This is a genomic window from Bradyrhizobium sp. JR3.5 (genome assembly GCF_054057015.1).
Genome location: NZ_JBSRYV010000001.1, coordinates 182143 through 196128, shown reverse-complemented (window position 1 = coordinate 196128; position 13986 = coordinate 182143). Strand labels below are relative to the sequence as shown.

Sequence of the window (13986 nt, the reverse complement as noted above, 5' to 3'; positions counted from 1 at the left end):
CCGTGCCCGGGACAACGAGCAGGATCCTACGAATCAGGACAGCCGTACGTCGTTTTCTGACAACGACCCGTCAGAGCCTTAGGGCCGGCAGACACAGTGCCGCAGTTGATGCTGCGACGGACCATGGCGTCTCCTGCCGACTCCGTCTTCTCTCCTCGTAGACGCCGAACAAAATCAGCAACGTGCAGGAAAGCTCGCAGGAACCTCAGGCACGCGGTCCGCGAACGAGCAGGATCGGCACGCCATTTGTCGGGCAGCAGGGTCAGGAGTCCGAGAATGCTAGTTATCAGCAGAGGTAGCCCGACGTACCAGCGCTCGCGCTCGCGAGCACGGCCGGACAGCGACTTGACCACAAAATCATCGCCACGCGCCATCTCGTTGAAGGTCTGCTGGAAGGATCCGATGCGGCGCACCTCCGTCTCGGAAAGGCCGTCCCCGCGCCATCGGGACTGCCGCTCCAAGGTCGCCAGCTGACTTTCCTGCGAGCGCCGGTAGCCAGCGTCTTTTAGCGCTTCAACGTAGACCGCTCGCTCCTGTACCGCCAGGAATGTCGCTGGACCGATGCCGGTAGCGGACTGTAGCAGATCAAACATCGGCTGATCAGCACGCGGCATGATCATGAGCCAAATAGCGGATAGCAACACAGTCATCAGAATCATTGCAGAATACGGACCTGGTGGAGGCGAAGATCTCTCTCGGGCCGAGGATTCCGAAGAGCCACGGCGGCGTCAGCGGCGGCGCGCTGGTGTAGCTGCACGTCGAACTGGATACCGGTCTCAAGCCGGTCATGCCCGTCAACAAGCGGCTTCGCGGCGTTGCATTTCGTCAGTCGGCAGACCGAGCGAAGGTGACCTCGAACGACACGGCCTCGATCGACGCGATGATTGAACTGACCAGGCAGAAGTGGCCGGAACAGTCCGGGCAATAGTCGCCGCGCTGGGCCCAGCCACGACCAAGAGCAGCTAAGGTTGGCGGAATCGCCTGCCTGAACAGTTTCCCTTGGCCTGGCGCCACTATCCCGGATTCGACAGCGAAATGCTTTGTAGCCCTCATCATCTGTAGAATGCTGCTTCGCCGATAAAGGCGTAGCGTGTTCGGTGAGCCCCGCGTCAGGGCCTCGCCTTCGCATGTAAATAGTGCATCAAGAGCCCTATAGAGAGCGCCAAATCGAACGCGTAGAGCGTGCCTTGATTCTCGTCGCGTACTTTCATCGCGCGGGACTGCGACGTACACTTGTCCCTGTTCGAAAGGTTCGAGACTGACTTAGCCGAGCCGAGGCGCGTCGGCAGCGCCTGCGACCTCACCGGTTACAACAATCGCGATGCGGTGCAAAAGCACCGACCTGACCTAGGATTTACTCCGCTGCTTCAGCGGCATGGCTTTCGAGCTCCGCAAACTTCGCTGCCATCGTTGGATTGCCCCTGGTCAACTTCTTAATCGTCACGTCCTGCGCCTTATCGTTCGCGAGGCGCAGGTTGCGGTCCGCGCCGATCAACGCATCCTTGGTCTTCTGCAGGTGATCGATAGACTTGTCGATCTCGGCAATCGCCGTCTGGTAGTGCCTGGAGGCCAGATCGTAGTTCTTCGAGAACGCGGTCTTGAACGTCTCAAGCTGGTTTTCAAACTGGGTGATGTCGATATTCTGCGCCTTCACGAGTGCCAGCTCGGTCTTGTACTTGAGCGAGTTGATCGCCGCATTCCGAAGAAGCGTAATCATCGGCAGGAAGAACTGCGGCCGGATGACATACATTTTCGGATAGCGGTGGAAGACGTCGACGATGCCGGCGTTGTAGAGTTCGTTGTCCGGCTCAAGCAATGAGACCAGGATGGCATACTCGCAGCCCTTCTCGTTCCGGTCCCGATCGAGCTCCTTGAGGAAGTCCTCATTCTTGCTCTTCGTTGCGGTTCTGTCGCTTTCGTTTTTCATCTCGAACATGATCGAGATGATCTCGGTCCCGGCATGATCCGAGTCCCGGAAGATGTAATCGCCCTTGCTGCCGGTCCGCGCATCGTTGTCCTTCTCGAAGTACGCCCGCGGAAAGGCCATCGACCGCACGCGGTTGAACTCGGTCTCGCAGTGCTGCTCGAGGGTCTCGCCCACCATTTTGGTGGACAAGCGGGCCTTCATATCTTTTAGGCGCGCGATCGCGTCGTCGCGATCCTTGATCTGCGTCTCGTACTTGTCCTTCAGTGACTTCTCCGAGAGCTGTTTTTCAAGCTGGACCTGCTTGATGCCGTTCCTCAGCTCATCGCGCTCCTTCTCGATGACGCCGACCGCCTCAGTCACTGCAAGCTTCTTCTCAAGCTCAACAGCCTGGACCTTGGCCTTCAGCTCCTGGATTTCCTTTTCCTTGGCGGCGGTGATCTTGTGCTGCTCGCTCGCCAAAAGCGCTTCAGCGAGCTCCGAGGCCGCCTTCTTTTCACGCTCGGACTCAGCTAGCGCGTTTGCGAGCCGGTCACGCTCCTTCTCGACAGCACTGAGCGCTTCGGTCACGGCAAGCTTCTGCGAAACCTCACTCCCTTCAAGCTTGGATTTTAATTCCAGGATCTCGGCGTCCTTGGCGGCTGCAATCTGCTGCAGATCATTGCTCACCCGGGCCTTTGCCAATTCCACAGCGCTCTGCTTGTCGCGCTCGGCCAGTTTCAAACGTTCGTGCAGTTGTTCTGCGAAATCGGCGTCGCGGACCTGCTTCAGGATATCCGTGTAACCAGACTCATCGACCTTGAAGGCCTTGTCACAATGGGGACAGATGATCTCGTGCATGGTTCCTGTCCGGATCAGGGCGGCTGCTGTGGTCATTCATGGGCGACGCCGCGGCTCGCAGAATCGGCCTCGGCCCATTGAGAACAAAATTAGAACATGTAATTTCAGTGGGTCAAGCCGGAAGCCGCGGTCTTGGGAGTTTTCGGCTGAGAATCCCCCGATTTTCAATGCGGGAAGGCCAGTGATCCGGAGCGGACCGCTTACCCGAGCAATCGACCGGTTGGCACGGCTGGTACCGAGCTCAGCTCATCCGACTTGAGGCTGTTCGTGTCGACGACCATCCGCTTAAAGCGCTATCGCCTATCTTACCGAAGCCTTGTGAAACAAGCTTAGCGAATGAAGAGGACAGCATGGGCCCTTGTTGACTAGCACGCGACGAGCGGCTCGGGGTTGAATCTGCCTGGTTACCACGCTGTCCTTGCGACCGTCATTCGCGACTTTCCTTTTCCTAGAGCCTGATGGTGAAGCTGAACGCGAGTTCGAGCCCCTCATACACTTACTTTCGCCAGGCACTCCCGCTTGATCTCATGAAGCACGATTAAACCACTCCAGCAAATCTAAGAACGTGTTTTGCGTTCTCGTGGAGTGGAATGTCACCGCCAGGTCCGTATGACGTCAGACGTCCGGCCGTCTGCAGTACATCCCACGGCATGCTCGGGCGGGTATCTGTCAGTCCGAACGGCGCATCAGTTTCGGTCAGAATACGTTCGGATGGCATTGCTCCGATCAGGGACGCCGACCGATCAGAATCCAGCATGTTTGCGTTCACGGAGAAGTAGCAGCCCGCAGCTGCGGCGCGCCTCATGGCAGTAGCTGACCCCGCATACCAATGAAGAATGCAGAGCACACGGTCCGGCGTCGTATGCTTTTCGATTAATTCGACAACGTCATTTGCTGCTCGACGGCTGTGAACCGTAACAACTTTACCGCCGAGTTGTTGGGCACCATCCAAAATTTTGCAAAACGCGGTCTTTTGATTTTCGTAAGAACGCTTGTATTTTGGACTGCCGTCCAGGCCGACTTCACCAATGAACGCGGTTTCTGACAGCAGTGATAATACCAACGGAAGCTCGTTAAAGCGCTCTCCCACAAGTTCGGGATGAAGACCGACAGCCGGGAATACATAGCTAGAAGTACGCGTCCATTCGACATTTGTTGAAAATGCCTTGGGTGTCGTGGTCACCGCCAGCGTGAAAACACGTTCCGCGTCACAGCGTGCGATGGTGGCCCGAGGGTCTTTATCGAGGTCAACGTGACAGTGGAAGTCATACCCCTCGATAGATTGCGGCAGCACTTTCATGGCTTCACAGTCACCGTTGAAATCACAGCGGCCACTTCCTCAATGCCACGTTTGAATACGGCACTGTAATTGCTAACCTCGTCCCGCGAGTAGTCCGTCAGAGGTCCAGGTTTGTGGACCAGAATGTCCTCTATGCCCGCCCGCTCGGCCAACCGTCTAGCCATGAGCTGGAAAGACCGGATGTGTTCACTTTCCGCCAGACGCCCTTCGAGCTTCGCGCCATTTAGGTTAGCGAGCGCATAAGGCGTTGCATCCTTTCCTACGCCACTGATAAGGGATGCTCTGCGGATCAGGCATGGAGTACAATGCCCGCAATGGCCTTTCGCAAGCTTCTTCCATCTACCCTTTGAGATGGAAGAACACGAAATCGTTTCAGCTGCGCAGGTCTTCAGTAGGGACTGATTCGCACATGCCTTGACCATCTCTCCTTTCGTCATGAATCGATATGGATTGTGCATGGTCCCGGGGATGCCGAGCTTGCCAAGGAGTTCTTGCCAGCGAGCAAGGTAGAACGGGTGCGTTGTTCTCGTACTCCAGGCACCAAGACGCAACGGGTCTAATGGTACGTTGAGCGATATCAGACCATTCTCGGGAATGACGATGTCAGCATTATTGAGACCGCTTGCCGCCAGGACCGCCATAGCGAAAAACAGAAACGATCTGCCGCGCGTGGTAGTCTCTGAGTCCGACCCTTTCACGAGACTGTTGCCGAAGCCGATCCGGGCACGCACATGACGCGGATCGGTATCCCCATAGACGGCACCAATCCGCTTCGCGCAGATTTCCTGTGAACTGGTGCTGTTTTCCCAATAGTGGCTCACGAGAAGGGGATTCCGCTTCTCGGCGAGCAGATCAATAGCTCCTATAAAGCTGTCCAGCCCCCCTGAGAACAGACAGACTGAGTCAAACGAGGCAACCTTCAACTGCTTCTTGTCGACGAGCGTAGAGTGTTCCTTTAGGCGTGGCCGGAAAAAGATGCGCCACCTGTCCCCGGTCAAGAACGCAAGGATACGCGCTATAAAATCGGAATCAGCCTCAAACAGCTTCACGTTGCTGACAGGAATATAAAGATCAATTTCCCCGGGTCCACGAGTCCTGCGACTCTGTCTTACGTGAAATTCGCGTGTCTGCTGCTGTTACAACCGCGCTTAATATTGCGAGATCAACTGCCTGTTCACTTGGAATTACGCCTCGCCTTGTCAACGCGTCAATTAGTTGGCCCAAGCCGAAGGAAAGCTTCTTTTCACCGTCGATAAACTGGATTTGCGTCTGAACGGATTGGCCGTCGATGACGCCAATCTTTGTTTTGTCAGCGGCACCAAGCCGCGCGATGACGCTGTGCCGCCTCATCCTTCCCGATCCCCCAAAAGTTCCAGAAGGTCCCAGGAGTCCTTGAATGTCTTGTCGACGACAGCGCGAATTTGTCCATCTGTCATTGAAGACAGGTCATTCAGATCGCTCGAGAACGAATCCCGGACCGAGCCTCTGATGTAGGCTTCCAGCTGGGCCTCGAACGCCTGGATCGTACTGAGGTCCGCTACCTTCAGGCCATTAACACCGATCTCTTGCATCAGCTTCGTTTCTACCGCGTTCGCGATGAATGAAATGAAGAACTCCTTAATCTGGTCCGTGGACAGGTTGTTCAGGTTCGTAACACCGAGCCCATCGACTTCTGCAACCGTCTCAAGCCAGGCCTCGCGTGCTATCGCTTCGTCGATTGAGCCGCCGTCCTTGCAGACGACTTCTGTGAGGCCCAGAAAGACCTCGCGTGCCGGACGGCCTGCCAACTCGGATAGATTGAGCCGTGCCAGTGTTTCGCCGACCCCGTCGCGCTGAAAGCCCCTGAACACGCCCAGTGCGTTGCTTGCAGCTTGCCGCGAAGACCCCATCTTCCGGACAGCATTGGCGCTGCCCCCAGATCCGGTCCGAACATAGTCCCGAACCGCGCGGCGCAACGCCTGGCGGTCGTTGCCCCCGGACCCTGCGAAGGAAGTGAAATTCCCTCTCGCTGATGCAAAACGGCCCGTCATTGGCGGTGCCGGTATTGTTGGACGTGAACCGTCGTCCGGCTTTGGTGAGGGGGTATTGTTTTCATCCGCACCAGGGTTATCGCCGCCATCATCGTCAGCCGATGGCGGGACGTTTCCGGGCAATGGACCCGGCGCCGGTTCATTCAACCACGTGGGAACGAGCGACGTGCCGCTGCCGGGGCCGCGCGATGATCCGGACGTTCCCATCAGCGAGCACCGCCAGAGGAACGCGTTGTCGACAGCGACTCGTCGGCAAGCTTCTTCAGCATGCCGTTGCTGTCCTGTTGCGCCCATCCCGTCCGGATTGTCCGCCATTGCGTGACGGCCGTCGGATCGGTGACGACTTCATTCCAGCCTTTGACAATCCAGATGCCCAGCGATTTCGGCTCGATATTCTGAACCAAGGACAGGAGTTCGGTTTGAAAGCGGGGATGATGTTTGGCGATAATCTGCATCCCTTCGAAACCCGGCGGCTGATTGACGAAACGTCCTCCTGCGAGCACGCGCTCGCGGAGCGCATTGAACGCGCTGTCCGCATCGGATGAAGTCTCCAGCGACCTCACCTCTGGCTCGACCGCACGCAACGTCATCCCGGCAGCCATCAGTTTTGTCACCAGTGCGTCGATCCCGCCGACGTCGGCGGCAGATGCCAGCATCCGCTTATCGCGCGAGACGAAGGCATATGGTCGAAGATCGTCCGCGCCGAGCTTGGGATCCATTTTCACCCAGCGCCGTAACCACTCCCGTTCAGCCCACTTACTTACGTCAGGCGGCGCTGAGGTCTCTTCGTCTGTCTTGGCACGCTTTGCCGGTTTCGCCGGAGCTTGCTCCTGTTCAATGGCTTCCAAGGCTAGGAGGTCGTGCGACTTGCCATCGTCTGACGTCATCGCCTGTGAGGCGATATGGTCATAGAAGTCGGGTTGAAATCGTTCAGCCAGCATAAGCTTCGCCAGCTTGGACTGATTGATGGCGTCCTCAAAATTGCGGGCTTTTGCGATCGCTTGCCTGACCAGCAAAGCGTTGAGAAAGCGTTTGATCTGGCGCGGATTGCCTTTCGTGCCTTCAGCGAGGATCGGACCGATCTGTGTTGCGAGAAGGAACGCTGAATCGAGTTGCTGTCGCTTACTGGCGTCGACTCTTTGAATATCGCCTTGCAACAATCCAGCACTGATCCACGGCCTGTTCAGTGCAGCCTTTGCCTTAGTGAGAAGTTCTTTGAAACCTGCATGGTCGTCGCCAACAATGCTTTCAACGAGAAGCAATGTGACATAGGTCCGCGTTTCCTGTGTTCCGAGCGCCGGGATCCGGAACGGGACCTGGATCAGCTTCTCCAGGTAATTCCGCGCGTAAGGCAGCGGTCCCGATGACACCGGCAAGTCAGGAAAGTGCTGACGAACGGCGTATTCGATCATGGCTTCGTCCGCGCCGATGATGAACGCCGTCTTGGGGACGAACAGGAAGAGCCGAATGGCTTCCAGCGTTTCGATCGCGGTTGATGGCAAACAGCGATCGAGGTCGTCGATCATGACGACAAGCTGCTCGATCTTCGCCTCCTCCAGCAATTCACTGAACTCTTCGCGGAACTGGTGAATCGCTTCCGGGACATTCTTGTCTTCACTGCCTTCGCCCGGCTTCAGATAAGTCGCAGCCTCCTCAAGGCCGCTTTTCAACTGATCGGGCGAGACCGAGCCGAGACCAGTGATCGTCGACTGAATGGTGGAAAGGACGGAACCAATCTGATCGGGTGACGGCAATCCCGTAGCGAAATTGAAGGCGAGTCCCCCGCCTTTCTTGGCAATCTTCAGCCAGTCGACCCGCTTCAGCAGTTTCTTGCCGAGCTCCTTGACCTTGCCCATGTTTGAACGCTGACGCACCAATTCGGTGATCGTCGCTTCGATCAGGACGGTCTTGGCGTCGTCAAAGCCCTGAAACGCCCAACCGTTGAACCACAGACACGCGACCTTGCCATCGCTCGACAGGCCGGTCTGAACCATCTTCAGGATGCTGGACTTACCTGCGCCCCAGTCGCCGTGTATTCCGATGGTAAGGGCCCGACTGCGGTTAGTTTTGAGGAGTTCAATGACCGTGTCGGCAATCGCTTCGCAGTTTAGAAAATCAACTTCGGTCTCGTTATCTGGAATGAGCATTTTCGGATCCTAATCGACGGCGCTTGCGGCTGGTCAACTTCTACAACCGGTCGTTGAGGGAACCGTAAGCGGTATAAGGCCAGTTCCGCCAGCAATTTCGGGGGCTTTTGGGGATTACGGAAATGGCAGAGTGGATAAACGGGGTTTGGGCACACCCCGTTCTTTATCCGTTCCGTGACGGAGGCCAAAGGTGGCTTCGGCAGCTAAAGCGACGCCAACGAGTCCGGGACATCCCTATCCCGGACGCGCATGGACCTACCTAGCGCAATGGCGCGGAGTTTTCGCTGAGGTCAGCTGGTTCACCTTTCCACCATGCGTGGGGTGAATATCCAGCGGTGTCGCGCTGCACTTCGGGCAGTGCCACATGTTGGCTGCCATCGCTGGCCCGGTCGAGCGGGCGTCGCAGTGCATGCAGAACCATTCTGCCGACACGCCGCCAAACAGTGGATGCACGACAGTGCCATCCGGATCCGGGTTCGTGGATCTGGAAGGCCAGTCCTGCGCGATGCCCGCGCGCACGCCATCGGTAGCCTTGTTGGCGATTTTTCATCACATCCGAGAGGAACGTTTTGTCGTCGAGAGGACTCGGCGAGGTGTATTTCTCGATCTCGGCAGGCTCGGATGGCGCGTGACCCAGATGAATTCCCCAGCCGTTGCCGCAGATGACAACATCGGTGAAGCCGACCTCAAGTGTGTATGGCTCGCCTGTAATATCGCCTTTGGTCGTCTTCACATTACCGACGCCTCGGACATCGGATTCAATAGCGCTGAATTCGTTTATGTCGATGAGTTCATGAGGCGCGGGACACCATCCTTTGTCCCAGGCTTTCATCAAGGCATTCCAGTGCGGATGCCCGTACTGCATCGCTATGATGTCCAACGCATAGTGATGCGGGATTTCATGCTTGCGCCCGAGGCGCTTTGCAAAGCTGCGTAAGAGGTCGAGTTCATTCTGAATAGTCATGATCCATTCCTTTGATGCAAGGATCTGACTAGGTGCCCACTGCCAATCAGTCCGCCCAATCGGGAACGGTCATGATCGAATCAAAAGCACTGCTAAGCTTCGCGAGCGGTGGGCACACTGGCCTGTGCGCAAGGCCGGGGAAATTGTACCCAAATCTCCTACTTCGTCAACGAAACCTTCGGTCTACCAGGTGCGTCCTAGAGCAGCTCACCGGGTCAGCCTGTTGCCGTCGAAGCGAAACGTTCGTCCGGGCAATCCGGTCACGATCCGTCGCAGCCGAGACCTACCGTTCAATCGAGGAGAAACCCGTTGCGACGTGTGAACATCGGACGGCCGCCGTTACGGAAACCTTCGTTTACGACGGCGCCGTATTCAGCGTTTTGTATTACATCGGGGCCTGCTTGAAGGATTGGAAACTAGATGTATGTCCAGTTGCAATCGAATCATAAGTTTATGCATGTTGATCCATCCGGCGCGATCAAGTTCCAGCCGAAGCATCCGGCGCGTCGCATTGGAAAGTATGTCAACAATCTCCAATCCCATCTCGATCTCTGACGAGAAACGCACGTGCTTCAGCAATAGCGCGGGGTCGATGCCGTACTGATCTCCAATCTTACCCGTGTGTGCTTTGTCGAAGCATGTGAAGTTCAACAAAGCGCCTTCCTGTGGCTCAGGTCGCGGTGCAGGATCACGCGCGGACAGGCTCGCCAGCGCGCCTCTCGCGTAGGATCTAAGCCAGTTCTCCCAATTGGTAACCTTTTGGGGGTCTTTTCCGTCAATGATCCAATTGAAACTACCCAAGGCGTATGGCTTTCGCTGAGAAAAAAAAGCGCGGAGTGACCGATCATGCGGTGCATGAGGTCGAAAGTCACAAGAGCCTGCAAGAAGAGCTGCGCAGGAATTTGACTAATGTAGCGCGAGGCCTCGGCGACGCGCTCGCGGAGCGCCTTCGGCATCGTAGGAAACAGTTGCTCCATGTCCGCCACTAGCCGCTGTTGATAGGCGGCAACGCCGGTTGCCGTATGAAGCGCAAGATCGAGCGCCGTCACCTCGAAGATCGCGTCACGATCTTTTATCAGCCGGACAACACGGTCGATTTGGCCCGCGTCGAGATCGCGGCCCTTCACTTCGTCGTCTCCCGTCAGAAGGGCATACTTCTTTTTCAGTCGAGGCAAATTGCCGTCAGGTATCGCCAGCGCTCCTACGACACTGATAGATCGTGGCTGGTGACCGATGAAAGTGCCGCTTTCATCAATGAAGACGTGCATAGACGAGCCTCGACAAATGGGATGACTATTGATCGCTCGTGTTAAAGAAACTCTGAGCTCGCTGCTGCGTGAATGCGCCAGCTTCAAATGTGGTGATAGCTAGCCGGGATGATGCAATATCCCACGATCTCCGGCTGCGGCTCAATTTTATCGACATGGACACCGAACGCCTCTTTGCGAATTCCCGCACGGTTATCGGTTTCAATTCTGACAGCAATCACAACACCATCTTCGCCAGCCGCGCGCGTCTCACAGGCGTAGCCTAGTGCCAGGCTGCTGGTTGCGGAAAACGACACGGAAGACAATGTCTTCGCGGGCTTAAAACCATTGGCAATGATCGGCTTAAGCACGGAAGCGGCAGTCCCGTGAAAGTAGATGTCGGGATCGTTCTCCAACGCCTCTGGGAAGACGTTATAGTTTCCACTGGGCGCATCGACGCCCAAAAACGGGTACTCTGTAGGACGATTTGTCCCAGCAACATCCGCACGATCGCTTTCCTTTTCGCTATCTTCCTGAATTTTCGCTCTCCTTCCTCTTCCACAGGCTGCGCTCTTCATATTCGACCCAGAGTTGAGCACGACCCTCGATCAAATTCCAGAGCCAAGGCCTGATTACGGCGACCGGCCGTGATTGGGCAGGCGCCGCGATTTCACGGAAAGGTACGCTAGCAACCGACTCCGCGTCTCCGAATCGAATTGCTGTCTTCACGGGCGTTCCGATCGCACTGATAAGCAAACTCTCAAAACCTTATCAGTCGGGCGAGATGTTTCAGAAGGTCTCAAACATTCACTGCGCCGGACATTTCCGTCGATCCGGACGATCCTGCGAATTCGTCGCGCCAAGATATCGGCGTGGCGACCCCGCAAAATACGAGCAGTCGATCGAAATGACTGAAGAAGCCGCATGGCGAAGCCAGACTGGACGTCGCTTTGGCACGTCTGGACCTTAATCATGCCGCGGAGGACAATTACCAACGAATTGGCCTGGGACGGGTTTAGCGGCGGTTCGACGGGCGGTCGTGGATAACACGCGGTTCGCCGGACCTGATGCCAGCTCAAAACACTAGACCACGCATTGCCACGCCTCGCTCTTACCGGTCGTCTCATGATCGAAAGACCGGGATCAGCGTCCCTTCTGAGCGCTCCGTGAATCAACCTTCCACTTGGTCCTGGAGAATCGGGATCTCCGTGAACGAAATCGGTCCAAATCCCAGCCGGAATGTAATCTTCCCAACTTTCGTCTGTCCAACCATCCGCACGCAATCGCAAAACATCTCCAGTACTGGGATCTCGAACATAAGCAACGAGACGCGCCTCTTCGATCTGCAAGCGCAGAAAGAGGTTGGCTACTTTCCGGACATGCCAATGTTCTTCAATATCCGCATCGAAAACAGTCGGATCGTGTCCAAGCGTCCTCTCGAATTCTCTGCTTTTCTGCAAAGCCTCCGACCAACATTCATCGAAACTGGCGAAACGATCGGGATGTTCCTCCACAAGGCCTACGACAAGATCGTAGGCATCAGTTAGGAGAATGCCGTATTGCGGTATCGCATCGTCCGAAGTTTGGGGATCCTCATCTTCATCTTCATCTTGCATGTCCTCGTCACCCGTTACGAACGTTGATGAGCCTGCTCCAACCCGCCCGAACTAGTAAATCTATGCTTCGAAGATTTTGCCCGTCTTCGGCCAGCGAAAAACGCGGTTATCAGAAATCGGGTTGAAGAAAAGTTGAAGAAGTGGGCAGCGAGCGCGGAAAATTGCTCTGTAAGCACTTGAAATCGTTGGCGCTCCCTAGGGGAATCGAACCCCCGTTTCAGCCTTGAGAGGGCCGTTGCCGCGCAGATCAATTTTTCAGCAACCACCACTTGTTGGTATTTTTGTTGGTCTCCGACAGATCAATATCTTGCCAGACGATTGATTCTACGTGCAAAACTCCAATGCATATGGTGGCTGCCGGCCCCACCAAGAAGATCAATATTACCTTATTGGATCCTGGTTGCCCCCAGCGCGACGACCGCATCAGAAACCGCACCAGATACGTGCTCTTTTCGTTCGTGCGCAAATTCGCGAAGGCGTCGCGCAAACTTGCGTGCTGGTGAGTGAATCCGACAGTACATCCACGATCGTCGGCTTTCCCGCCAACGGAAAAGGCCTGACGGGCGGAGGGCACTTCCACGCAGTTGGGCGCCGCGGCTCCTTGCTCCCTAAGTGAATATCGCCGGCAGCAAAAGAACGGCCGCCAGACCTGCGTCGTCTATGGCGCCCCCAACCCGCGCAACATCCGCATGACCGCAGATCGGGGCGCGCTGATCGACCGATCTCGACCTGGTGCTGCCTCACAACGCCGCCGGTCTCGATGGCGGCACGCATGAGATCGCCGCGCAAGTATCGGTCGCATGGGAATCCGCCGACCTAGCGCGGATCGCGCGAATGCGGCCGGACTCGAACCCATATGCGAGCGGAATCAAATTCAACTACATGGCCGACGTCATGTAGCCATGCAGTAGTCAGCGCTGATCCATTCGCTTTTCGCGGGTTCGAGCCCGTGGTCCGCTTCATCGCGAGACCCACTATTTCGGAGGCACTGTCTTCCTGCCGGAGAGCAGCCCAACTCGAACGTTGCGTCTTGATAGTCTGCCAAAAGCCACCGTCCGTGCACGGTCCATCCAGCGCCAGCTTGGCGCAATGAGCCGCTTTTGCTACGGCAATGGCGCGCCGAGACTTTTTAGCTCACTGTCCGCTTTTGCATAGTCCATGCCGCGAGGCTTCTGATAATCACGTCAAGCCTGATCAGTACAATGTAGGGCGACAACATGGATAGCGCCGGAGAAGAAAATGTCACCGATTATTCGTGTCATGACTTTAAGTCTCACCGTAATTCTCGGTCTCGCCACCTTTGGTGGCGGTCGGAGTGAAGCGTACTACAGAGCAGGCGCTGCGGGATGTGGACCAAGAGGTTGCGCTGCAGCTCGCTGCGGGCCACGGGGATGTGCGGCGGTTGGAGTTGGCCGGTACGGATACCGCAGAGGAGCCGTTGGAGTGCGTCGCTACTGACGGGCGCACGCTCGAGGTTATCTATCAAGCGAGACACGGCCGCGTGTTACGCCTCCAAGCTCCCCTCGCGAAGTGCTAGAGGCGGCGCTGGTCCATGTGATCAAACCCTTGGGCGCCGTTCTCTACGGCGCGCGGTCGCCGTACCCGTCCAGAAGCAGGAGCACCTAATGTGAGTTCCCAAGAGGAATTGGTGGGTTGTCTACTGCAATTGACAGACGTTCTCGCGCGTCGGCTATCAATCGTGCGGGATGGCAACAAACCGTACGTCGCCAAGGCGCGGGAGCCCGATGCCGACGGGATCAACGGCGGGAATCCGCGGCCCAGCGCGCTCCGATGGTACCTGCCGAGTTCGCCGCCAGTCCTGCGGTAGCAGCTACGTCAAGCCTTCAAATTACGGCGCGGTCTGTTTTTGCACAGCGCGATGCGACGCCACCCGCAAAATTGTGAAAGTAACATCAGG

At 56.6% G+C, this 13986-nt stretch carries 12 protein-coding genes and 1 tRNA gene; 2 read left to right on the top strand and 11 right to left on the bottom strand.

Translation table 11 applies throughout. The features are described from left to right. Window positions 1-26: 26 nt before the first annotated feature. From ACVWW1_RS00955 to ACVWW1_RS00915, 9 genes are all read right to left on the bottom strand, one after another. Entirely contained in the window at window positions 27-659 is a 633-nt protein-coding gene (locus ACVWW1_RS00955) for a hypothetical protein (RefSeq protein ID WP_456654510.1), read from the bottom strand. 695 nt (window positions 660-1354) lie between these two features. Further along, window positions 1355-2764 carry a DUF2130 domain-containing protein gene (locus ACVWW1_RS00950; protein WP_456654509.1) on the bottom strand — a complete coding sequence of 470 codons (1410 nt, stop codon included), beginning with the start codon at window positions 2762-2764 and terminating at the stop codon, window positions 1355-1357. Between the two features lie 538 nt (window positions 2765-3302). Next, complete coding sequence (gene qatD / locus ACVWW1_RS00945) at window positions 3303-4064, bottom strand: Qat anti-phage system TatD family nuclease QatD (protein ID WP_456654508.1); 762 nt, start codon at window positions 4062-4064, stop codon at window positions 3303-3305. Then, window positions 4061-5113: a Qat anti-phage system QueC-like protein QatC gene (gene qatC / locus ACVWW1_RS00940; RefSeq protein WP_456654507.1), complete on the bottom strand. Its 1053-nt coding sequence runs from the start codon at window positions 5111-5113 to the stop codon at window positions 4061-4063. Before qatC ends, qatD begins: the two co-directional genes overlap by 4 nt. Before the next feature lie 297 nt (window positions 5114-5410). Then, on the bottom strand, window positions 5411-6094 hold the full coding sequence (qatB, locus tag ACVWW1_RS00935) for a Qat anti-phage system associated protein QatB (protein WP_456654506.1): 684 nt from the start codon (window positions 6092-6094) through the stop codon (window positions 5411-5413). 206 nt (window positions 6095-6300) lie between these two features. Further along, window positions 6301-8241, bottom strand: a complete 1941-nt coding sequence (qatA, locus tag ACVWW1_RS00930; protein WP_456654505.1) for a Qat anti-phage system ATPase QatA — start codon at window positions 8239-8241, stop codon at window positions 6301-6303. A 259-nt stretch (window positions 8242-8500) separates the two neighbouring features. Then, window positions 8501-9205, bottom strand: coding sequence for a hypothetical protein (locus ACVWW1_RS00925; RefSeq protein WP_456654504.1), 705 nt, complete (start codon window positions 9203-9205; stop codon window positions 8501-8503). Between the two features lie 647 nt (window positions 9206-9852). Then, window positions 9853-10473: a hypothetical protein gene (locus ACVWW1_RS00920; RefSeq protein ID WP_456654503.1), complete on the bottom strand. Its 621-nt coding sequence runs from the start codon at window positions 10471-10473 to the stop codon at window positions 9853-9855. Window positions 10474-10556: 83 nt separating this feature from the next. Further along, window positions 10557-11030 carry a hypothetical protein gene (locus ACVWW1_RS00915; protein WP_456654502.1) on the bottom strand — a complete coding sequence of 158 codons (474 nt, stop codon included), beginning with the start codon at window positions 11028-11030 and terminating at the stop codon, window positions 10557-10559. Between the two features lie 630 nt (window positions 11031-11660). On the opposite strand from ACVWW1_RS00915, the gene ACVWW1_RS00910 reads away from it, so the two are divergent. Further along, entirely contained in the window at window positions 11661-11999 is a 339-nt protein-coding gene (locus ACVWW1_RS00910; RefSeq protein WP_456654501.1) for a hypothetical protein, read from the top strand. 255 nt (window positions 12000-12254) lie between these two features. On the opposite strand, the gene ACVWW1_RS00905 is transcribed toward ACVWW1_RS00910, so the two are convergent. Both ACVWW1_RS00905 and ACVWW1_RS00900 read right to left on the bottom strand, forming a co-directional pair. Continuing rightward, a tRNA-OTHER gene (locus ACVWW1_RS00905) sits at window positions 12255-12319 on the bottom strand. Beyond that, the gene (locus ACVWW1_RS00900) at window positions 12316-12648 is read right to left on the bottom strand and encodes a hypothetical protein (protein ID WP_456654500.1); all 333 of its coding nucleotides are present in this window, start codon (window positions 12646-12648) and stop codon (window positions 12316-12318) included. Before ACVWW1_RS00900 ends, ACVWW1_RS00905 begins: the two co-directional genes overlap by 4 nt. 152 nt (window positions 12649-12800) lie before the next feature. Here ACVWW1_RS00900 and ACVWW1_RS00895 point away from each other — a divergent pair, with 152 nt between their 5' ends. Next, window positions 12801-12968 carry a hypothetical protein gene (locus ACVWW1_RS00895; protein WP_456654499.1) on the top strand — a complete coding sequence of 56 codons (168 nt, stop codon included), beginning with the start codon at window positions 12801-12803 and terminating at the stop codon, window positions 12966-12968. Window positions 12969-13986: the final 1018 nt, after the last annotated feature.

Excerpts from the sequence above, each read along its gene's own strand:
- ACVWW1_RS00950 (WP_456654509.1), bottom strand. The coding sequence starts at position 2,764 with ATGCACGAGATCATCTGTCCCCATTGTGACAAGGCCTTCAAGGTCGAT.
- ACVWW1_RS00915 (WP_456654502.1), bottom strand. The coding sequence starts at position 11,030 with ATGAAGAGCGCAGCCTGTGGAAGAGGAAGGAGAGCGAAAATTCAGGAA.
- qatD (WP_456654508.1), bottom strand. The coding sequence starts at position 4,064 with ATGAAAGTGCTGCCGCAATCTATCGAGGGGTATGACTTCCACTGTCAC.
- ACVWW1_RS00955 (WP_456654510.1), bottom strand. The coding sequence starts at position 659 with ATGATTCTGATGACTGTGTTGCTATCCGCTATTTGGCTCATGATCATG.
- qatB (WP_456654506.1), bottom strand. The coding sequence starts at position 6,094 with ATGACGGGCCGTTTTGCATCAGCGAGAGGGAATTTCACTTCCTTCGCA.
- qatA (WP_456654505.1), bottom strand. The coding sequence starts at position 8,241 with ATGCTCATTCCAGATAACGAGACCGAAGTTGATTTTCTAAACTGCGAA.
- ACVWW1_RS00920 (WP_456654503.1), bottom strand. The coding sequence starts at position 10,473 with ATGCACGTCTTCATTGATGAAAGCGGCACTTTCATCGGTCACCAGCCA.
- ACVWW1_RS00925 (WP_456654504.1), bottom strand. The coding sequence starts at position 9,205 with ATGACTATTCAGAATGAACTCGACCTCTTACGCAGCTTTGCAAAGCGC.